The following is a 22,667-nucleotide window of genomic DNA, read 5'->3' as shown; positions in this document are numbered from 1 at the left end:
GCTCCCGCTGTTATTCCTAATATTTCTGTAAGCTAAAGCTATATTCTTTTGGTCTGTTATTACAGAAATTAAATCTTCAAATATATAACCTTCTCTACTTTTTCTGTAGAGTTCATCTTGAATTTGTTGAGTATAATAGTATTCGTTATTTCTTAGTTGCTGTTTCTTTAATATTCCTTCTTCACCTGCCGTCATTAGTTAGCTTCATTCTTATTGTTTCGGCTTTTCTTAGTCTTAATCGAACCTAATGATTTTCGTATAATTTAATATTAATAAACATTGACTTGTGGCTATCCCTCCACTTGCTTTCGCAAGCTTCTACGGTACTGTGCCACTACTTTCACTGATATAAGAGCAAGTTATAGCTTCAAACCTTTCCTTGCTACCACTTCCTAGGAAATAAGTCCTCTGTGTTATCAGCTTACCACGTTCCAATAACTTTATCTTTACATATATCCTTAGATAATTCCTATGAGCCTGTGTGCTTGATACTGCCTGTAACAATATAAGGATCTTCATAACACCGATTTTTACTAATCCTCACACACCCTACAACTTAGGTAGGAAAAATATTTCTACTTCCTGTATGTTTAGACCCTTACATTCGGAATTTTGTCAGTCCCTTTGGGACATTCTTACCATAGATATTTTATAGACTCCCGACCTATCTTACACTCGACCACCTCTGGTTCGCTGTTCCTCAGCCTTATCTGTTAGGATGTAATCTCAGCCGACTTCACCGAGCTTATAACAATTTTTTCTTATTAAAGAAACTGCTATTCGGAGTATCAGAGAAAGCCCTTCAAGGCGTTACCCCCTCATTTGACTTTTCAAGTTATTAGTTCTTAAACTGCTTAGCATTTTAGGCAATACTTTTCATACTGCAACGTGTCGCACCGGTATCATACCTTTACCCAAACTCCAAAGTCTTGGTATCTATCCAATTTTCTCAAACTCGAAATCCGTTGGTATCACTAGTCTAGAAGGACTGGCTACAGTATACCATTGTTAAAACTAATGAACTTAGAACTGTCCGTTTCAAAAGCTGTTGCCAAATCAGCTTAGTTTGTACAATTATTTAGAAAGCTTGTAGAAACACATGGTTTCATTATTTATCAATTTTTGCCCTTTAGGACATATATAGGGCAAATCTTAGGCTATTTCAGGGCATATACTTTGTTGATTTCACTTGATTTGGGCAGATAGGACATATCTTTTTCCAAAATACAATCTATTCATTAGTAATAGTATACCATATTTTGAGAAATACTTTCATTAAACTATGCCCACTACACCCAAACCCTTGTGAATACTAGGTTTTGTCACATCAAACCTCGCCCAAAATGTGTCCTAAGTCTATCCTAGCAAAAAGAGCATCCATCAACTTCATCAAGTGATAGATGCTCTCCTGCATTTGGTTTTTTGATGATTCTCACTGCAGAATTCTAATTATGATGAAAGTTTTACGTATTAATAAACCAATAGAACCTTATATTTCTTAAGATATAGTAAATCTTATTCCTAATAAAATTATTTTGTAGTGAAATTAGCTTTTGTTTTGCAGTCTAATTTAAATGAAAAACTGTTTTATATCGTAGTTTGCAATAGTACCTGCTAATCCAATAGGCGATATGCCATAGTTATTTTGCAAGTTTTTATCAGCCCCAAATTCTAAAAATAATTTTATTATTTCTCCCCTTCCTTTTGAATAAAATACTGCATCTGACAATGGCGTATTACCATGGTCATCAACAATATCAACTACAATACTATTATGTTTTAAAAGTATGTTAGCAGCCTCAATAGAATAATTTTGAGCTGCAAAATGTAGAGTACTTCTCCCATCAATGTCTCTTAAATTTACATCTGCACCGAGACTAATTAATAGCTTTACAATTTCAATTTTATTAGACATCACAGCATTCATTAAAGGGGTTCTTCTATAACTATCTCTTATATCCACATCGACACCTATATCAAGTAATGCCTTAATCCCTACAATATCTCCTTTTGAAATTAATATAAGCATTTTTTTTGCGTTTTCTTGTTGTTCTTTATTTTCTTTCATATTTATACCTCAACAAGTTCATCTCATTTCTACGGCTCCTATTGAAGATGCATCCTCTAGCTGATATAAGTCTGGATTATTCATTCTATCATTGAATTCTCGTTGTGTTAATCCTTCACTTTCAGCAATTGCCTTTTCTCTCCAAAATTCATGGCTAAATACATGACCTAAATCTGGTTTCCCTTCTATTGGCTTACGTGTATTAGGGTCTATTGGCCTTCCATCGGCAGTTCTTGGAGCTTTTTCTTCAACAGTTTGTCTTACTTCTTTTCTTATATAAGGTCTTCTTAATCCTTTCTTAGGCTTAGAAACGCTTGGACTACTAGCCGTGCTACTACCACTGGATTCGGAGCTACTGCCAGAAGATACTTTTCCTGAGTCATGAGAGACATATAAAGTATCATCTCCAATTACATATGAATCCATGGTAAACGATAAAGCCGCTACAAACACGCCTACAAACAATGCTACCGGATTAGCTGCTATGTTTATTCCACCAAGCAAATCTAGCCTACCAAATAAAGAAAGCACCCCATTATGACCGCTTGGGTCAAACGTATTTACCGGGTTATTCTCACAATATGCAAACATATTATGAGATAACAGTTCACCAGTTTGTCCAGCTATTCCATCCGAATTAATAAACCTACCCCATTCAGGATTGTAGTACCGCGAATTCAGATAGTACAGCCCAGTCTCTATATCATACCTTTACCCAAACTCCAAAGTCTTGGTATCTATCCAATTTTCTCAAACCTGAAATCCGTTGGTATCACTGGTCTAGAAGGACTGGCTACAGTACACCATTGTTAAAACTAATGAACTTAGAACCGTCCGTTTCAAAAACTTTTGCCAAATCAGCTTAGTTTCTACAATGATTTAGAAAGCTTGTATCATCATTAGGATTCCATTACATCTAGTATTTTCAATAGTTTGAGATATATCTCTAATATATTTCATTTGTTTTTATAATGCTTCACTAATGGTCATACTTCTTTCCTAATTTTACCATTAACTTGCACACAAAGAAAAGCCAACAAGTATTTTTAGTACTTGTTGACTTATTGTTACTACATCTTACTACAGAATTTAGATTATGCAGCCTTGAGTTTAAGCACCATTATCTGTATTATGAGTATTGTTGAAACATCAACAATTATTACAACTTTATGAAGTAAGTTCTATATTATTAAGTAGTTAGATTTATACTATAACCACTTAAATTACTATCTAAATACTATCACAACTTTACAGAATTAACAGTTATAATAGCAGTCTCTAATTTATACTTCTCATCTATAGGTTGTGAATCTACCCTTAATATCTCTAACTCACTTACATAGCCATTGACAATGTGTAACAAAATTTGAATTGGGACTCCATCGCTTGAATCAACAAGCATTTCTACAGGTACTCTTTGAGGATAAGGGTACTTAGGTGCATTATGACTTACTTTTATATTTATAGATTTACATCCGCAAGTACAATATCCAGTGACTTTAGCAGATTCAAGTTGTTTTTCTATAATTTCTTTTCCTTCTACTTCTACACTCATCATTTTATCTAATATTTCCCTTTCCTCATAAGTTAGCTCCCTTGGATTATCAAGCTGAAAATTAAGGTTTACATTACACATTTTATCACCTATATTCGATTAGTTGTTATTACATTAATGCTCTAAGCCTTTTTAATCCTTATATCCTATTGATACGGAATTAAATAAATAATCTATTAACCAAATTTCGTAGATAATTTTAACAACAAAAACTATACAGGAGTATATTCTTGATATACTTTTTCCATTAGTTTATTACTTATATATTCTTTATAAGTATAACCTTTAATTTGAATCTCTCTCTTCGGAATATTTTTCTTTATCCATTTGCACAACAAAGTATATGATTTAGACAAAATATCTGATTTTTTAATTTGTTCATTTCCTTCATAGTATATATTTTCAAACCATAATCTTCCTGAAGTTATTTGTTTCTTACTATCATCTATTATAGTACTATTGAATTCAATGACTGGACTATCCGTGATATCAATTCTATGTTTATCATTAATATCAAAGACTAAATTTCCAAAATCATTTCTATAGATGTATAGAGTACAAAGGTCTTTTTTATAACATGTTAAATCATCCAAGTTATCAAATTCTATTACTCTTTCATCATCCAAATCAACATATAAGAGCTTAAATCCTTCATCAAAACAAAATCTAATAAAATTAATCTCATTATCGTTATCCATATAAAAATTAATCTGTTTTCCCATTTTATCTCCTTTAATCTGGCATAAAAATTATTGGTTCAGCTCCAGGTACATTATAGGGTAAAAAGTATACTGGTGCCCCATTATATTTAGGCGAACGTATTATATCTTCAATTGCCCTAGATTCCCTAATTACTGGCATTCCATTTTTATTAACTTTTCCTACTTGATATATTTTTGACACTTGTCCATCTTTTATCTCTACAGCATCAGCAAATCTAGTGTTCTTATATCCCCCTGGCGTTTTATACTACTGTTCGTATCTAATAGATGATGTTTTACTTGATGAATTAATTCTATTGATTTATTAATTAAGTTTATCATTAATTCTATTAAAGCGAAAAGCAAACAAGTACTATTTTAGTACACGTTGACTTTTCATCTTTTTGCTTTCTACTACATAATTTCTAATTACTTTTATGCCACTTGTCTTCTCCAATAATCCTATCTATGATATGCTCAGCTTCCCAAACAGCTGCTTGCTCAAGACCATCACACTCAAACTCATTAGAAGGCTCAAACTCTCCTTTATAATATATAGAATATTCTCCTGACATACTATCTATAACACACATAGGAGGTGGCCATGCTTCATTTTCATCTTTAAATGCCCTACTATCAACAACACTCCATTTTCCTGATTGAAGTACATCTTTATATACACCAACAGTAAAGCTATACTTCTCTTCCTTTGGGATATCCTCTATATTCTCTCCTATATGTTTATATATAGCAATACACCCATCCTTGAACAATCTTCCATATGCATATTTACCATTGGGAAGTGGAATTGCATATACATCACCTAGCCTTAACTGTTTACGTCTTTTTTGTATCATTATTTACCAAACTCCTCTTCTGAAGCATCTAGATATATTTGCCGCCTTGGATTTTTAGGAGATATCCCATTTATACTATTACCAGATTTACCTCCTATAGACTTAGCTCCACCATTTTTATCTATGAGCATCTGCTATCTACCAAGAATTACATTTTTATTAGGTGAAGATTTATCAATCCTTGCAGGCCCAAATCCCTTATCATTCATATGATGATTAACATCTCTCTTTGTAACATTCTCTAAAGTGTTCACTTTCCACTTGTTCTACCTGAATATACCTCTCCTGTACGTGGATTAGACTTAGTATAGTTTGATATGACCTAGTATATCTTGCAGCATCATTAGATTTCCATTATACCTAGCATTTTTAATAGTTTGAGGCATGCTTCTACCAATCTTCATTAGTTTTTCTAATGATGCGTTAATGTTCTTACTTCTTTCTTAATTTTACCATTCATTTACTGAGAAAGAAAAGCCAACAGGCATTGTTCACACCTACTGACTTTTATGTTATTTTCCCTATAGAATTATTATTCTGCTTTTACCACGATCCTTACTATTAAATTCCTTACATATTTTTATCAACAAAATTTATAGTAATTTGTCTACCTTTTTACATCTATTAGCTTCCTATATGTCTTATAAAACATTCAGTATCGGACTCATCTTTAGCTATTTTTTCTTTTAAAGATAGCATTAACAATAATAAAAACTGATGTAAATGCCAACATACCTATGACTATATATGTTGTTATATCTTCTCTTTTGAAATAATATATAGATAACAACATGGCTACTAATAGCATAGTAAGTACATCACTCAAAATAAATATTTTAATATCAAACTCTTTTTTAGCAAATGCTACTATATTTATTATAGTCATTCCTAAAGTAGCAGCCCCCCCTAAAATTATTGCACCTATCAGAGTTTTACTAAAAAGCAATCCAATAAATGCAGGTATCAATAATGCTATACCTAATCTTTCACGGATGTATGTCCATTTCATTATTCAAATTATCTCCTTTCAGATATAAAACCATTGAAAAGAATTAAATCAAAGCATAGTTTATTAATTTTCCGTAATATATTTTTAATTTAAATATAAAAATTTTCATCATTTTATAGATATTATCTTCTAAACCTTATGCTGTTTCATCATTTATTATTTCAAATACATTTCTACTTTTTATACCATATCCATATACTACACACCACGATATATCATTCCTGTTAAATTCCACATCATCTTCATATTCAAATTCGTCCGAATACTCATACAATACACATATATTAAATGAGGTATCCCCATCTTTTGATACATACTTCTCCAGTTTGAAATTTTCTTTAATTTTTATAGCTGTTGGATAATATTCTAAATCATATATTATTATATTTTTACTACAACTACTACATTCTGCTACTATTGTGGGGTGATTATCTTTATATATTATAAATTCTTTATTTAAACACGAGCATATTATCTCATATCCAAATGTATATTGTTTTAACTCATCAAAATATTTAATATTATATTTTGATGAACTCTTAAGTAGTTCTCATATTTCTTTCTTAATTTTACCATTAATTTGCACATAAAGAAAAGCCAGCAGGTATTGCTTGCACCTGCTGACCTTTCACTTTGTTAATTCTCACTACAAAAATTTTTACAATATTAATATTCATTAATATCACAATATCTACTATACCGCTTTTATACACTGTTATTATTGAATTTATTAATATTACTATTAATTCAAACTCATATTTTGTGAATATTGACTTGCCTTAAGCTGAATAATTATATTCTCAGCTAATACTCTACAATTCATCAAGTCTATCTGAGACATACTTTGTATTTTTTATTTTTTAAAAACCTCACTGCACCTTACAGGATAAGGAATGAAATGAAAGTACTTCTCAAAATCTTGCTTTGCTATATTTACTCTCTCTTCAAAATCCAAGAAGTTATCTAAATCCACCTGACATTTAGCTTCAATATCACTAACAGACTTTAACTCAAATTGTGTATTTATCTCTTTTAACAATTCAATTATTCTTTTAACAATCATAACAGAATTAGGTTTTGCAAATCTAATATTCAATATTACATTTCCAATATCATTTGTCTTGTTCACGAGTTTATCACTTTGTTTACCTATCAATTCAAACAAAATTTTATTTTGGTCTTTTACAGTTGAAACTAAAATCTCTATTATACCTATGGTATAAATAAACTCCATAGAGACATCCCTATTATCCTCTAGATTTATAACACTTCCACCTAGATCCTTGAGCCTATCAACTATTTCATTAATAGAATGAAAGTTTTTAAACTTAACTCCTATTCTGTATGATTCTAATCCCATGCTTCTCACTCCATCTTGCCTAAATCAACCATTATAAAGTTACACATTTATAGTTTAGGCTGCAAAGTAATTATACTTCCCTAGTTTCCCCTGCTAACCAAACCTTCTCATCTTCATTTAGATACGGAGAAAGTTTGTTATATACATCCTTATGATAGATATTGAGCCATTGTTTTTCTTCAGAAGTCAACAATTCTGTCTTTAGTCCTTCTAGATCTATAGGACAGTACGTTATTGGTTCAAACTTCATAAACTTTCCGTACTCAGTTTCTTCTGCTTCCACTACCAGCATCATGTTTTCTGTTCTTATACCATGTTTTCCTTCTTTATAGATTCCAGGCTCATTTGTTAGTATCATGCCCTTTTCTAGCTTTACAGCATTAGGTACTCTACTTATACTTTGTGGACCTTCATGCACATTTAAGAAAAATCCTACACCATGCCCAGTACCACATTTATAGTCTAATCCATAATTCCAGATAGGTTGCCTTGCTAGTATGTCTAAGTTTGATCCTGTAGTTCCTTCTAAGAACTTAGCTGTGCTTAAGGCTATATGTGCCTTTAAAACTAAGGTAAAGTCAAACTTTTCTTCTTCTGTTAGGCTACCTAAAGCTATAGTTCTTGTAGTATCTGTAGTTCCATCATAATATTGTCCACCTGAATCAACTAAGAAGAAGCCCTCGTTTTTCAAAGTGTATTGAGATTCTTCTGTGGCTTTGTAGTGCATCATAGCTGCATGATCTTTATATCCAGCTATTGTATCAAAGCTAGGTCCTACACATAAAGCTTGTTCTCTTCTTAGGCTTTCTAGCTTTTCTGAAGCAGAAATTTCTGTGATAGCTTCTTTTCCTACTGATTCCTTTAGCCATTTTATAAACTTCACCATGGCTACTCCATCTTTGGTCTCACAATGCCTTAAGTTATCCATCTCAATTTGATTTTTGATAGCTTTTAGTTTAGTTGTTATGTTATCTTCTTCTAATTTCTTAACTTCTTTATCTATAGCATGATAAAGTCTTGCATTAGTTTTCTTAGGATCAAAGATTATTGTTTCTTCTGCTTTAATCTGCTGTAAAAACTTTTCTACTTGATCATAAGCTTTAACATATACTTTTTCAGCTTCTAATATAGCTTTCACAGCTTCTGGAACCTTTGAGATATCAATAAATAACTGTGTCTCCTCCATTGTTACAACCACATATGCTGTTACTACAGGGTTATTAGCTACATCATTCCCTCTGATGTTAAGAAGCCAAGCTATGTCATCTAAGGAAGTCAAAAGATAGTAATCTGCATTCTTAGCTTCCATTTCTTTTCTTACTTCTTGAAGCTTTTCTACTCTAGATTTTCCTGCATATTGTATTTCATGGTCAAAAATATTGTTTTTAGGTATACTAGGTCTATCCTTCCATAGTTCTCCAACAAAATTTCCCTTCATGTTAATGGATATTTTCTTTGAAGCAAATTCCTTCTCCATGTCTTTAACCATATTTACAGAAAAAACACTGCCATCAAAACCAACAACACTTTCTTCTTTAAGTTTATCCTTTAACCATTCTGTGTAAGAAGGAACCCCTGGATCTACTGCTCTAAACAGCATTATGCCACTATCTTTAAGCTGTTCCTCCGCTTGTATGTAATATCTACCATCAGTCCAAAGTCCAGCCTCTTCCTCAGTCACAACCACAGTGCCGGCAGAACCTGTAAACCCTGATATCCATTGTCTACTCTTCCAATGCTCTGCCACATACTCACTTTGATGAGCATCAAAGCTTGGTATGATATAAGCATCAATACTTTTTTCTTTCATAAGCTCTCTTAGCGCTTCTATTTTTTCTCTAACCTTCATACAGTTATTCCCCCAATCTATGAAAATATAATTTCTTCAAATAATATTAATCTCTTTGATTCAACTATACCAAACTTATCCACAGGATACCACCTAAGATAGAATAAAATTCCACAAACTTATTATGAATTCAGTATATCTTTTGTGCTATGTTAATGAATACAGATATAAAATAAAACTTCTTAAATTGCTTTATTTATAAATTCTTATATTCTTACAAATATAACAACTTAACAATATAAGAAGTTAAGAATTTATTGGATTTATGCGGCTTTACGATACTTTTAGAATCTTTCCACTCTCCAATAGGCATAATTTATAGTCCCTATTGTAATGTATTAAATAAATGTTGTTATAACTTTTAAGTAAAAAAGTCTAATCACAATGAGCGTTAAATATCAATCTCATTGTGATTAGACTTAAGTTTATTATTTATTCTTTTTTAAATCTCTTATAAAGAAAGGCACTTCATAGGTAAGCATAACAATCCAACCAATGAAACAGCTCACTGCTATACCTGCAACTCCAAGTCTTGGTGCAAGTATATATGAAGCAATAACTCTTCCTACCATCTGCATGAAGGTAGACATCAAAGTTATTTTAAGATCACCCATTCCTCTAAAGTAACCTTGTATCCCATTTGTCCAGCCAGGAAGAATGTAAAAGAAAGCCATCATTTGAAGATAACTTACTCCTAAGCCTACTACTTCACTATTTCCTTGAACAAATAGCTTCATGAGGCTTGTCGAACTAAAATAAACAGCTATCAATAGTATCACCCAGTATAAAGATTCCAGTTTAAGCCCTGCCCATAGTCCTGGTTTCATACGTTCTTTCTTTTTAGCTCCTCTATTCTGAGCTAAGAAGGTAGTCATAGCCTGTGCTATGCTTTGTTGTGGCATAAAAGCAAAATCATCTACACGGTTTACAGCATTGAAGGTTGCAATAGCTTGTACCCCCAAAGGATTAACAGCTCCCTGTACTAAAACTTTTCCAACATATAGGCAAGTCTGCTGCATAGCAGTAACAGAGCTATAATTTATTGTGTTTCTAAGTAAAACTCTATCTAAAACAATTTCTTTTCTTGTGAATCGTAGCATTGGAACTTTAAAATACACATAAGCAATACAAAAAACACTAGAGAACATTTCAGCCGTTACTGTAGCAATAGCTGCACCTTCTACCCCCATCTTAAAACCTTTCAAAAACAATATATCCATAACTACATTTAAAATCGCAGAAATCATAAGGAACTTGAGTGGTGTCTTTGAATCTCCAATAGCCCTTAAAGTAGCTGCAAATACGTTGTATAAAAAGGTGAAAATCAAACCAAAAAAAATGATTCTTAAATATTTTGTTGCATCTGGAATAAGTTCTTCAGGAGTTCTTATTAGCTGCAAGATAGGTTTAGTAAATACCACGCAAAAAAATATTATAATTATGGTAAATATAAAACCGCCAATCATAGTAGTAGATACTTCTCTTTTAAGCTTTTTTATATTCCCACTACCAAAATACTCACTCATCAGTACTGATGCCCCCATGCAAATACCTATTATAAGAAACATTACAATATTCATTATAGGGTTGGCTGTGCCTACAGCTGCCAAGGCTTTAGTACCTACAAATCGCCCTACAAATATAGAATCTGCAGCATTATAAGTAAGTTGAAATAAGTTTCCTAGAACTAATGGAATAGAAAAGCTAATTAAGTGTTTAGGTATGTTACCTTTAGTCATGTCTGTAGCCATTATACGTCACCGTCCGTTCTTTTGTATACTTTCTGATAAAGCCTAATTTGCAGATAGAGACATCCCTTGTAAATAGTGATATATCCTAAAGTTAATTAACGATTTTGATTTATAGGGATAGGGTTATTTTTATTATTAATAGTATGGGGCACAGTAGATTTTAAAAATTAGAATATATAATTAACTCTACATAGGGATATCTTTATCTATAAACTGACTATAAAAAAGTCGCTGAAGCGACTTTCTTCAGTGAGCTTTTTTGCGCATCTGCCTTTTCTGAACGTATGTGAAGAAATTCTGGCAGGCGACTTAATTTTTCTTTTTTATTCTTTCTCCAATCTATGCATTTAAGCCATATAGGCATAATTATGCACAGCCTTATTTAGAATATAACTTTCTAAAGAGTAAAATAATTAATAAATGTTATCATTGTTCACGTGAACAATGATAACACTCATTATTCTATACTAATTTAGTTGTAAAAGAAAGTACTTTTTATATAAATGTCCTCAACAGTAAACTTAGCTAAGTCTTCCTTATTTAACTAGCTTCTTTACACAAGATCATTAAAACAGCAGAGCACTGAACTATTAATTTCAACATGGCTCTTTAACAGAGCCATTGTTTTAAACAAAGCTTATAATTTAAACTATTGAAACAATACATATTTGCTTGTTATGCTACTATTTGTCTAATAAAATCTGCTATTTCTTTATTTTTGCAATTTCCAAAGAAATATTCTTTAAACTTTTCTCCACTAACAGCACCTTTTAATAGCTCTTGATCTATATTCTTAAGTATAGTCAATATGTCTACATAAGTTATCTTCTTAACTTCGTCTAGTATTTTCTTATTTCTTTGTTCTGGAACAACTCTATCCTTTGGATAACCTTTACCACTCTCTCCCTCAAATAATCTTTCAAATACATATTGTAGGTTTAATTCTGCTCCCCATCCAAAACCTTTGGCAAAAGGCATTGCAATAGCATTTCCATCGTTTATTTGAGAAAACATATAAGCATCTGAAGGATCAACTACATAACCACAGATAACTCCAGGGAATGAATTGCAGGCAAGCATAGCGCCTTCCCCTGTTCCACAGCCTGTTATTACATAATCTGCTGCTCCTGAGTTTAGAAGTATAGCTGCTAGTATTCCATTCTGTACATAAGTTAGTGAATTTGGGTCCTCTGCTCCATACATTCCATAGTTAAAAACTTCATGGCCCATTGGTTCTACTACTTTTTTCAAAGTGCTATATACTATTTCATTTTTTGAAGATTGACTATTTTCATTTATTAATGCTATTTTCATATTTCACTTCTCCTATTCAACAATTTATATCTGTTCAGTTATATTGTATGTTTTCACGTAATTCATATAGGTATCCGACTTCAACTATTAATTTATATATGCCAGATAATCCCCAGACGCCGGTATTATCGAACATTTATAAATTAAGTTTCCGTAAAGGATACCTATAGCTTGAACCAAACCATTTCTATCTTTCACTGAAAGTTAAAAATCTTTATTGTGGTTGCTTTCCTATGTAAGCTAATATACCACCATCCACATATAGAATATGTCCATTAACAAAGTCTGAAGCATCAGATGCTAAGAATACCGCTGGTCCCATCAAATCTTCTGTAGTCCCCCAACGAGCTGCTGGTGTTTTTGATATAATGAAGCTGTTGAAAGGGTGTCCCTCTTGTCTAAGCGGTGCTGTTTGAGGAGTTTCTATATATCCCGGGCCAATACCATTGCATTGAATATTGTACTCACCATATTCTGAAGCTATATTCTTCGTTAACATCTTTAATCCACCCTTGGCAGCAGCGTATGCAGATACAGTTTCACGGCCTAGTTCGCTCATCATTGAACAAATATTAATTATCTTTCCATGTCCCTTTTCAATCATTGACGGAATAACTGCTTTAGAAACTATAAATGGAGCATTTAAATCCACATCTATTACTTGTCTGAATTCTTCTGCAGACATCTCACACATAGGTATACGCTTTATAATACCTGCATTGTTTACCAATATATCTATAGTTCCTACTTCTTCCTTAATCTTTGCTATCATCTCAACCACTTGATCTTCTTTGGTAACGTCGCATACATATCCGTGAGCTTCAATTCCTAAGTCTTTATAAGCTGCAAGGCCCTTATCAACTAGGTCTTGTCTTAAATCATTAAATACTATCTTAGCACCTGCATTTGCATAGGCACTTGCAATAGCAAAACCTATACCATAAGATGCCCCTGTTATTAAAGCCACTTTTCCTTTTAATGAAAATGTATCTAAAATGTTCATATCAATTCCTCCTTATATTTTATCATTTAAACTTTCCCAAGTTTATCTAAAACTTATCTATGGATTAAGTATATCATTTCATATTTTCGATTTCTTGTGATTTTTTGTATAAAATATTGTAATTATTGAACAGTAATTTTATACTAAACTTATATGATTTCTGACCCAAGATTTATTAACAAAATATTATTAATGATGGGGGCTTTATTTTGAAAGAGTTAAACTCATGTAAGGAAGCAATTTCAAACTGTATGAAGGACAAAAGCTTTGCCATAGCACATTTATATCAAGATGAAAAAAGCATGGATATGCACATTCATGACTGTTACGAGATATACTATTCTATTTCTGGAGGTAAGCAATTTTTAATAAATAATAAGTTTTATGATATATCAGCTGGAGATTTATTTGTAATCAATCAATATGAAAGTCATTACTTATGTCAAACTGAACAAATGAAACTAGAGCGTATAGTAATATCTGTTCATCCTGAATTTATAAAAGACCTCTCTAGTGATAAAACTGATTTAAATTATTGTTTCTCTTGTAGACCAAAAGACTTTAACCATAAAATCACTCTTACAAAAGAACAACAGCAAAGGTTTATGTATTATGTAAGTAAAATAACCTCTGCTGAAACTTACGGAAGCGATATTATAGAAAAAAGTTCCTTTATGGAATTACTTGTTATGCTTAATTCAATATATCAGTCTCAGGCTGCAGATAATATAAATGATACTTCCTATAAGTACAATGAATTAGTTGAAGATGTTCTCACTTATATTAATTCAAATATATGCAAGGAAATAACCATAGACAATCTATCTAAGCAATTCTTTATAAGCAGCTCCTATTTGTGCCGTATTTTTAAATCAACTACAGGTACAACCATAAATAAATACATTACAGCCAGAAGAATAAGCATAGCTAAATCATTGTTAGCCTCTGGAAGCAGCGTCAGTGATGTCTGTGATAAATGTGGCTTTAATGACTATAGTAACTTTTTAAAATCTTTTACAAAAACAGTTGGAATATCTCCTAAGAAATACTCACAGTACTGCTTTAGCTAACTATTTAATTTTTGAGGCTACGCTTAAGGATATTATTAAAATTAACTTTTCCCAAGATTTCATTGAGAAATATTACAGATATGTACTTAATTTCATCACAGTACTATTAAAGAAACAAAAAAAGTTGACCTCTAGTGTTAAAAACTACTAAAGATCAACTTTTATTTTTTTATTATTCTTCTACTACTTGACCATCATTTCTTTTTCTAAGAAACATTACACCAGAAGCTATAGCTATAACTCCTATAACTAGCAGAAGCCCAGCACTTACTATTGAACCAGTCTTTGGTATGGAGCTTAATGTACTATTTGAAGTTGCCTTTGAACTACTTGTAGTTGTCCCATTGCTGTTTCCATTACCACTTGTGCTTGTTCCATTAGAACCAGCTGTAGTTGAACCGTTTGAACTTGTATTTCCTGGGTTATTAGTGTTTGTGTTGCTACCTGTGTTTGCACTGCCGCCATTATTGCTACCATTATTGTTTGTATTAGTATTAGTGTTTCCTGAATTAGCTGCTTCAAGTTTCTTTATTGCATCTTCTGCTGCAGTTAACTTATCTAAATTAGTTACGGCACTCTTTTGAGTATCTGTCAGTGCATTATAAGCATTTCTTGCATCAGTAACTACTGGCTTATCAGCTAAAGTAACATTTGCTGGAATCGCATTTATCTTAGCTACCACAGCATCAGAAGCTGCTTTATCAGATTCTAATTTTGTAATTGTCTGCTCTGCTTTAGCAAGTTTATCTACATTTGTTACCATTGATTTTTGTGGGTCTGTTAAGGAATTATATGATGCTCTTGCATCCATAACCTTTGGTTTATCAGCAAGGGTTACTGTATCTGGTAGTGCATCTATTTTTGCTATTACTGCATTAGCTTCAGCTTGACCAGCCTTTGTTATATCACTTGGATCTGAAACCATTAGCTCTACAGTGTTTCCATATTGTGCTACAGAAGCTATTACATCTATCTTATCTCCTACCGCTATATCCTTTAAGGCAGGCATCTTGTATATTACTGTAGTTCCTGTTGCATCAACTAGAGTTGAGGATGCATCTGTATTTATATCTTTTAGAGAAGCATCTTTAATCTTTATAAGTTGTGACTGAACAGAATCATTTATCTGACTTATTGTTAATACCTTTGGAATAACTACATTGTTACTGCTTAAAACTGAAACATCAGTAGCAGCTTTAGGTGTTATCTCTATTAAGCTATGGTAATTTGATAAATCACCTGTAACTGTAATCTTATCTCCTTTTTTCACTGCTGCTTTAGGCGCATTATTTACACAGATACCAGCCTTATCATCCTGCATGAATACATTGCCTCCAACAACATTAGTTACAATACCTGTTAAAATCGCTTTACCAGAAGCTTTTGCTCTAGCATCGCTTATACTCATTGCTACAGGTTCTGATATATCCTTATCTGCTATTACATAATCACTATTATGAGTTATATCAAACTGCACCGAGCCATCCTGTATTCCTAAACCACTAGCTATATTTTCTAATTTCTTTGTTTGTTCATTATAGTAGTAAACAAATAAGCTCTTCTTTGCGTTCGTTGGATCTGAAAGCCATTGTGAATCCAACTTAGCTTTAACTGTTGCTTTTCCTGGAAGTTGTCCATTGTTTGCGAATGACACTAAAGTAACACCTGCATTTCCTGCCTTAGCTGCTATTGCATCCCTATTAGCAGAAGCAGAGCTATTAAGTCCAGAAATATTAACTGCCATATCAAGGTTCTTTGTAGCTCCTGTTAGATTTTTTCCGTTAAATGACCATTGAAGATTATTTTGAACAAAGTTTAAAGTTATATTTTTTCCTTTTATAGCATCTAACAATTGCTTATCAACATTCTTATTACCACTTACATCAACTGTTATATTTGATCCATCTGCTGCATTATTTATTACATCTAATACTTTGTTTGTATCTCCATTTACCACTTGTGTAGTTTTTACATTGGATTTTTCTATTGTATATCTATCTGTTACTTCCATATTATCAGTTCTATAAGTAGTTATTGTTAGGTCTTTATCACTAACTTCTACATTTGAGAAAGTTGGAACATGGAATTGTTGCTTTACAGCTTCGTAATAGTTTTGGCTGTTTGGCTCTTTAAACTCGTAATACTTACTTCCTGAAGCTGAGTTTGCTGTGATATAAAGAACTCCTGTAGGATCTGTAACCTTTTCATCCTGATAAGCAGCTCCTGATTGAGTATTTACAGTCTTTTTATCATCCTTTGCTTGAGGTGTAGGTACATTGTTTACCATCTGATAAGTTCTTGTATAACAGTGATCATGTCCATCTAAAACCACATCTATACCAAGTGCAGTATATACTTGAGGCATAGAATTTCTTCTTGCTATAATATCTGCATCTGTTTCATGGTTAGCTGAACTATATATAGAGTGATGTAGTGATACTACCTTCCAAGTAGCATTAGGATTTTTAGCTATTGCATCCTTCATGAAAGCTTCATGATCTGCAGTGTTAGTATCATTACTGTTAAGAACCATGAACAAAGTACTTCCATAAGTGAAATAGTAATCTGCTCCAGTATCTGGGTTAGAAGCTACTGCTCCATAAGTAGATAAGTTTGGAACATTAAAGTGAGTATTGTGACCATTTTTAATCATTTCATGGTTACCAGCAAAAGCTGCTACTGGTAGATTCTTCAGTTGATCTGGAGCAAAATATCCTGTATACTCTGCTTCATTGTTTCCGTCAGTAAGCTCTTTTCCATTATTAACTTGGTCTCCTAAGGATAGTAAGAAACTTGTATTTTTGAAAGCTGCTGTTGCCTTACTTAGTGTATCCTTCCATCCGTTAGTATCTTTATTTATATCTCCACTAGCACCTATCTGTGGGTCTCCTGCAAGTAAGAAGTTATAAGCACTTGGGTTCTGTGTCTTAAAGTCGAACTCTTTGCTCCAGCTTACTCCGTTACCAACACGATAAACATAAGCGGTATTTAATTCAAGGCCATTAACTGTAACTTTATTTGATATACCACTATTGTTTCCTTGTGACTTCTTTCCTACAAATGTTTTTGCTTTGTCAGTTGGGAAACTGCTACCAGTGTAATCTGATTTTTTAACTATTTGTACTTCTGTATCTCTTGAATTTATATCTGTATACCAAGTAAAATTCATTTCTGATGCATTGCTACCAGGCGCAAAAGTTATATCTGTTACCTTTGGAGCTGGGTCATCCTTAACATCATTTTTAGCCAAAGTATATCTATCTATTTTCTCTAGGTTATCTGTTCTGTAGGTTGTTATAGTAAGACTGTTATCAGTTACTTCTACATTTGAAAAAGTAGGAGTATGACTTTGATTTTTTACAGCCTCATAGTAACTCTTACCGTTAGCTTGCTGCATCTCATAATACTTACTTCCTGAAGCAGAGTTTGCTGTTATATAAGCAACTCCAGTAGCATTAACTACAGTTTCATCCTGATAAGAGGTTCCTGAAGGATTTGTTACTGTAAATTTCTTATCATTTGCTTGAGCCTTAGGTTCATTGCCAACCATCTGATAAGTTCTTGTGTAACAGTGATCATGACCATCTAAAACAACATTTACCCCTAAGCTAGTAAATATTTGTGGAAGAGTATTTCTTCTTGCAATTATATCATCGTCTGTAGCATGATCTGCAGAACTATATATAGAATGATGTAAAGATACAACCTTCCAAGTGGCATTAGGATTTTTAGCTATAGCATCCTTCATAAAAGCTTCATGGTCTGCAGCGTTAAGATCATTACTGTTAAGCATCATGAATAAAGTATTGCCATAAGTAAAATAATAGTCTCCTCCAGTGGTAGGAGCACTGCTAATGCTTCCATAAGTAGATTCATTAGGTGCATTAAAATGAGTATTATGCCCTACACCATAAGTTTCATGATTTCCTGGTATAGCTGCTATTGGAATATTTTTAAACTGATCAGGAGCAAAATATGCTGAATACTCTCCCTCATTGCTGCCTCCGTTTAACTCTCCGCCATTATTAACCTGGTCACCTACTGAAAGTAAAAAGCTTGAATTTGGAAAGCTAGCTGATGCTTTATTCATAGTAGCTACCCATCCATTTTTATCGTTATCTATGTTACCACTAGCACCAATCTGTGGATCTCCAGCAAGTAAAAAATTATATGCACTTGGGTTTTCTGTACTATAGGTATAAACTGAGCTCCAATTGCTTCCGTCTCCAACACGGTAAACATAGTCTGTAGCCTTTGTAATACCTGTAGCTACTACTTTATTAGAACTGTAATTGTCGTTTCCGCCATTTTTATTTCCTTTGAAGGTTTGTGCTTTATCAACAGGGAAAGTTTGTCCATCATAATCAGCTTTCTTTACTATTTGCACCTCTGAATCACCTGAGTTTTTCACTGAATACCATGTAAAGTTTAATTCACTTTGGTCCTTTCCTGGTGAAAGTGCTATCTTTGTAATATTTTCAGTACTATTTCCAGCAGAACTTGTTGTATTGCCATTACCAGCATTATCTGCTGCTAATACTGTAGTTCCATTGCTCATTAAAGAAGAAACCACCATAACTGTTGCTAGAATTGATGATAATAATTTTCTTCGCACTAGATAAATACCTCCTCATAATTATAAATTGCTACCATTTGGAAGTATAATCCTGTTGTGTTAACTTCTCATTTAGCTTTAGTTAAGGCTATATTAACCACTGTTAATTTTTGTACATCTTATAATTTATTGTAATCTTAATATATGCTTAACCTAGACTTTACAAAAATCCATTATATTGAAGTTTAAAGTAAATTATAAAGATACACTTTATTGTAAAGAGTTTACATATCGTAGTTTTAGTTATGAACTCTATAAAATGCTCTAAATTACTAAAGAATATTAAAAAATATAAATGGAGGTAGTCCAATGTTAAAAAGCTTTAGGTTATCAAGGATTGCTATATGGCTAGTAATCTTCTCTCTGTTTGCTATATTTTTATACAAATTTAACATTAATCATCCTGTAGGCTTCAATACCCAAGGAAAAACTTCTTATGTTAAATATGAAAAAGCTGAGGTTTTAACAATAAAAAAAGAAGCTTTAACGAACTTTCAAAACAGCAGCACCATCAAGTTAGGAAGTCAAGATATAACAATTAAAATATTGTCTGGGGAACATAAAGGTGAAATAAAAGATATAAGCAACTATCTAAGTGATACTCACAGTGTATATGTAAAAAAAGGAATGACTATAATAGTTGAAATAGACACTGCTGGTACTCAAAGTCAAGTTTTAGTTTACAACTACTATAGAGCTCCTATTCAATACTTATTCATACTTATATTTATAGCGGCACTTTGTATCATAGGTAGAAGTAAGGGCTTCAAATCAGTTGTAGGACTAGCCTTTACCTTTGTATGTGTAATATTCTTATTCATTCCTATGCTTTACAGAGGATATTCACCAGTAATGTCTGCAATTTTAATAATAACCATAGTTACTTGTATTACACTGTTTTTGCTAAACGGTTATAGTTCAAAGACCCTTTCAGCAGTGCTTGGAACTCTAGCTGGAGTAATAATAGCTGGATTTATAGCTCTTATAGTAGGCAATCTAGCTCACTTAAATGGATTTAATACTCAAGATGTAGAAACCCTTAATATGATATCAGCTAAATTTAATATGAAAGTAGAAGGTTTATTACTGTCTGGAATATTGATAGCAGCTTTAGGGGCAGTAATGGACTTAAGTATTTCTATAGCTTCTTCTATTCAAGAAGTATATATTTCTAATCCAAAAATAAGTAAAAAAGAACTGTTTAATTCAGGTATGAATATAGGCAGAGATATGATGGGAACCATGGCAAACACACTAATCTTAGCCTTTACAGGCTCATCTTTAAATATGCTTATAATAATTTACTTCTACAATGTAAGCTATAATCAGCTTATTAATATGGATATGGTCAATGTAGAGATTATTCAAGGCTTAACAGGCAGTTTAGCTGTGATCTTGATAGTACCGATAGTTTCTTTTATTGCTTCTGCACTAATTCCGGCATTTGCTACTGATAAGAAGAAAGCAGCTTCCTATAAAGCAAAGAATAAAAAAGCCGCTAAAGCAAACCTCCTATAGCTACTACTTTATCAGCCTGCATTTCTAAATGCATATTAGAAAAAACTAGAATACAAAATATATATTAAAAATATGTTCTCTACTTATCATCAACAGGTTTAGCTAGATATAATAAAAACATACCATGATGAAATAATACAAATATATTTCATCATGGTATGTTTCATTTAGGTTAATCTCAAACGGATTTAATATTTGGGCTATATTTAATAATAATGTTGAAATTCAGCAGTTAAGAAGGAGATGCTATATGAGCGAACAACTAGCGCAAGCTCATCTAAGCATCGGATAACTGACCAGTGAATTTCAACACAGTACTTTAACAGAGCCAATATTTAAATAGAAGCCTAACATAAAGCTATAAGCTACAATTCAATAAGCTCATACTGCTGACTTCCTAGCCCTATCTTCTCTGAGTATTCTAAGGTATATCCACCTCTTCTAAATACTGTTTTACCATTATTCTTATCAACAACATCAAGGCAAGCTTTATCTATTGCCACTGGATCAGTGGATGCAAAAACTCCAACATCATTGACAATATATATGTAGTATTTTACTTATCGCTTAAAAGCTTATCTAAATAAACTGACTTCATCTGCTTACTTGCCATGGATCTTTTAATTGGTGGCAACTTCAAAATAGCTGAGAAAACTGCAGCCATTGCTCTATGACTAAATAGTGCTTTATTGTCAAAGATAAGTTCCTGAAGCTGCCCCTTCTCAATAGCTTGAAGAACAATCCTATGAGTAGTACTAGCAGGCGTTATTATTTCCTTTTCTCTATGCTTAAGATATATGGCTTTCTTTGGACAATTTCTAACACATACTCCACACCCAAGGCATATTCCTTCATCCACTACAGCTTTCTTAGTTAAAGGATCAAGCTTCATAGCTTCAATAGGACATGCCTTTGAGCACTTTCCACAGCCTACACAGCTTTCCTCTACTACCTTTGGAAGAAAAGCTGTAGTTTGTATAGGTGCCATATATCCAAATTTCTTCACAGCTAGCATGCCTTCACAGCAGCAACCACAACAATTGCACATGAACACCGAACCGTTTCTAACATTTTCCCCACACTGTACCAGATTGTAATCGTAGGCCATGTTTAATATATCTAAGCCTTCAGATGCATCTATTTTTCTTGCATAACCATGCTTACTTAATGTATGTGCTGTGTTCCCAAGAGTTATGCAGGTTTCCATAGGAGCATCACAATTTTTTCCTAGATGCTGCATCTTATGCCTGCAAAAACACATACTAACTGCAATATGCTTTGCTTCCTTAATAACGTTACTTGCTCTGTCATAGTCCATTATCTCAAGTTCATTCTGCCTAGATAGCACTCCTTCTTGAACAAATACCTTTCCGAATCTAGTTTCAGTGCCTAGGAACAAATCCTTAATAAAGTCCTCTTCCACATTCAAATATTGAAAATAAAGCTCAGATAAAGTTTTTTGATCTATATCATCCCTAGTCCTCATAAGAGAAAATTCGAAAAAACCTATCATAGGAGGTGGTAAACAATATTCTTTTTTACCATCAAGATCAATATCCATCAAAATAGCCTTGGATGCGAGTTTTTGTAAAATATTTTCTGTCTCCACTTCATCTTTCTTCCATATGCTGCTTGCAGTCTTAACTGTAAAGGGCTTAATAGGAAGCATAGCTACTAACTCAGCCTCTTTTTCAGTAAAAAGCATACTCAATATTTTATATAATGTCTTTGAAGGCGGCGCCCCTTGAGGGAATCTATTAAGTCTTTCCTCTAGCATCTTGTAAGCATTTTTATTTGAAATATGGGACATATATTCACAACCTTTCTATATATGTTTTAATTTTACATTTACTTTTTATGTAAGTCAAAGTAAAAAATTCTCCGAAGTGAACTTTTTCAACAGACTTTTTTCCGTATCTGACTTTCTGAATATATATCAGGAAAATCTGGAAAGTAAAAAAAGGCATATATAACTTTAAATTTATATATGCCTAAGT

The 22,667-nt window shown here is 32.6% G+C and carries 18 protein-coding genes and 1 pseudogene; 2 read left to right on the top strand and 17 right to left on the bottom strand.

All coding sequences use genetic code 11. The features are described 5' to 3' along the window. From GXK57_RS11830 to GXK57_RS11765, 14 genes and pseudogenes are all read right to left on the bottom strand, one after another. Nucleotides 1-195, bottom strand: a pseudogene (locus tag GXK57_RS11830) (group II intron reverse transcriptase/maturase); the annotation flags it as partial. A 1,375-nt stretch (nt 196-1,570) separates the two neighbouring features. Continuing rightward, a complete protein-coding gene (locus GXK57_RS11825) occupies nt 1,571-2,068 on the bottom strand; it encodes an ankyrin repeat domain-containing protein (RefSeq protein WP_160676204.1) in 498 nt (165 codons plus the stop codon). 18 nt (nt 2,069-2,086) lie between these two features. Beyond that, nucleotides 2,087-2,770 (bottom strand): RHS repeat-associated core domain-containing protein, encoded by a 684-nt coding sequence (locus GXK57_RS26570; RefSeq protein ID WP_279285499.1) that lies wholly within the window; start codon nt 2,768-2,770, stop codon nt 2,087-2,089. A gap of 538 nt (nt 2,771-3,308) precedes the next feature. Next, on the bottom strand, nt 3,309-3,704 hold the full coding sequence (locus GXK57_RS11815; RefSeq protein WP_160676201.1) for a hypothetical protein: 396 nt from the start codon (nt 3,702-3,704) through the stop codon (nt 3,309-3,311). Nucleotides 3,705-3,835: 131 nt separating this feature from the next. Continuing rightward, nucleotides 3,836-4,345 carry a hypothetical protein gene (locus GXK57_RS11810; protein ID WP_160676198.1) on the bottom strand — a complete coding sequence of 170 codons (510 nt, stop codon included), beginning with the start codon at nt 4,343-4,345 and terminating at the stop codon, nt 3,836-3,838. A gap of 10 nt (nt 4,346-4,355) precedes the next feature. Beyond that, a complete protein-coding gene (locus tag GXK57_RS11805; RefSeq protein WP_160676195.1) occupies nt 4,356-4,526 on the bottom strand; it encodes a hypothetical protein in 171 nt (56 codons plus the stop codon). Nucleotides 4,527-4,749: 223 nt separating this feature from the next. After that, nucleotides 4,750-5,181 carry an Imm26 family immunity protein gene (locus tag GXK57_RS11800; protein ID WP_160676192.1) on the bottom strand — a complete coding sequence of 144 codons (432 nt, stop codon included), beginning with the start codon at nt 5,179-5,181 and terminating at the stop codon, nt 4,750-4,752. After that, nucleotides 5,181-5,312: a hypothetical protein gene (locus tag GXK57_RS26865; protein WP_279285498.1), complete on the bottom strand. Its 132-nt coding sequence runs from the start codon at nt 5,310-5,312 to the stop codon at nt 5,181-5,183. Before GXK57_RS26865 ends, GXK57_RS11800 begins: the two co-directional genes overlap by 1 nt. 539 nt (nt 5,313-5,851) lie before the next feature. Beyond that, nucleotides 5,852-6,190 carry a hypothetical protein gene (locus GXK57_RS11790; RefSeq protein ID WP_160676189.1) on the bottom strand — a complete coding sequence of 113 codons (339 nt, stop codon included), beginning with the start codon at nt 6,188-6,190 and terminating at the stop codon, nt 5,852-5,854. A gap of 853 nt (nt 6,191-7,043) precedes the next feature. Next, a complete protein-coding gene (locus tag GXK57_RS11785; RefSeq protein ID WP_160676187.1) occupies nt 7,044-7,550 on the bottom strand; it encodes a hypothetical protein in 507 nt (168 codons plus the stop codon). A gap of 70 nt (nt 7,551-7,620) precedes the next feature. Then, the gene (locus tag GXK57_RS11780) at nt 7,621-9,399 is read right to left on the bottom strand and encodes an aminopeptidase P family protein (protein ID WP_160676184.1); all 1,779 of its coding nucleotides are present in this window, start codon (nt 9,397-9,399) and stop codon (nt 7,621-7,623) included. Between the two features lie 428 nt (nt 9,400-9,827). Next, nucleotides 9,828-11,150, bottom strand: coding sequence for an MATE family efflux transporter (locus GXK57_RS11775; RefSeq protein ID WP_160676181.1), 1,323 nt, complete (start codon nt 11,148-11,150; stop codon nt 9,828-9,830). Between the two features lie 675 nt (nt 11,151-11,825). Further along, entirely contained in the window at nt 11,826-12,464 is a 639-nt protein-coding gene (locus GXK57_RS11770) for an RpiB/LacA/LacB family sugar-phosphate isomerase (RefSeq protein ID WP_160676178.1), read from the bottom strand. Nucleotides 12,465-12,678: 214 nt separating this feature from the next. Then, nucleotides 12,679-13,467, bottom strand: coding sequence for a gluconate 5-dehydrogenase (locus GXK57_RS11765; protein ID WP_160676175.1), 789 nt, complete (start codon nt 13,465-13,467; stop codon nt 12,679-12,681). Nucleotides 13,468-13,676: 209 nt separating this feature from the next. Between GXK57_RS11765 and GXK57_RS11760 the strand changes: the two genes are divergently transcribed. Next, nucleotides 13,677-14,537: an AraC family transcriptional regulator gene (locus GXK57_RS11760; protein ID WP_160676172.1), complete on the top strand. Its 861-nt coding sequence runs from the start codon at nt 13,677-13,679 to the stop codon at nt 14,535-14,537. Nucleotides 14,538-14,709: 172 nt separating this feature from the next. Here GXK57_RS11760 and GXK57_RS11755 read toward each other — a convergent pair whose 3' ends face one another. Beyond that, on the bottom strand, nt 14,710-19,152 hold the full coding sequence (locus tag GXK57_RS11755) for a metallophosphoesterase (RefSeq protein WP_160676169.1): 4,443 nt from the start codon (nt 19,150-19,152) through the stop codon (nt 14,710-14,712). Nucleotides 19,153-19,461: 309 nt separating this feature from the next. Here GXK57_RS11755 and GXK57_RS11750 point away from each other — a divergent pair, with 309 nt between their 5' ends. After that, a complete protein-coding gene (locus tag GXK57_RS11750) occupies nt 19,462-20,670 on the top strand; it encodes a YibE/F family protein (protein WP_160676166.1) in 1,209 nt (402 codons plus the stop codon). Between the two features lie 365 nt (nt 20,671-21,035). Here GXK57_RS11750 and GXK57_RS11745 read toward each other — a convergent pair whose 3' ends face one another. Both GXK57_RS11745 and GXK57_RS11740 read right to left on the bottom strand, forming a co-directional pair. After that, nucleotides 21,036-21,173: a hypothetical protein gene (locus tag GXK57_RS11745; protein WP_243156410.1), complete on the bottom strand. Its 138-nt coding sequence runs from the start codon at nt 21,171-21,173 to the stop codon at nt 21,036-21,038. 53 nt (nt 21,174-21,226) lie between these two features. Then, entirely contained in the window at nt 21,227-22,480 is a 1,254-nt protein-coding gene (locus GXK57_RS11740) for a 4Fe-4S dicluster domain-containing protein (RefSeq protein ID WP_160676163.1), read from the bottom strand. Nucleotides 22,481-22,667 lie beyond the last annotated feature (187 nt).

The sequence above is a fragment of the Clostridium sp. C8-1-8 genome, from assembly GCF_009928445.1.
Lineage (GTDB): Bacteria > Bacillota > Clostridia > Clostridiales > Clostridiaceae > Clostridium_AR.
Note: the sequence above shows the minus strand (reverse complement) of the source record. Positions and strands in the feature narration are given on the sequence as shown.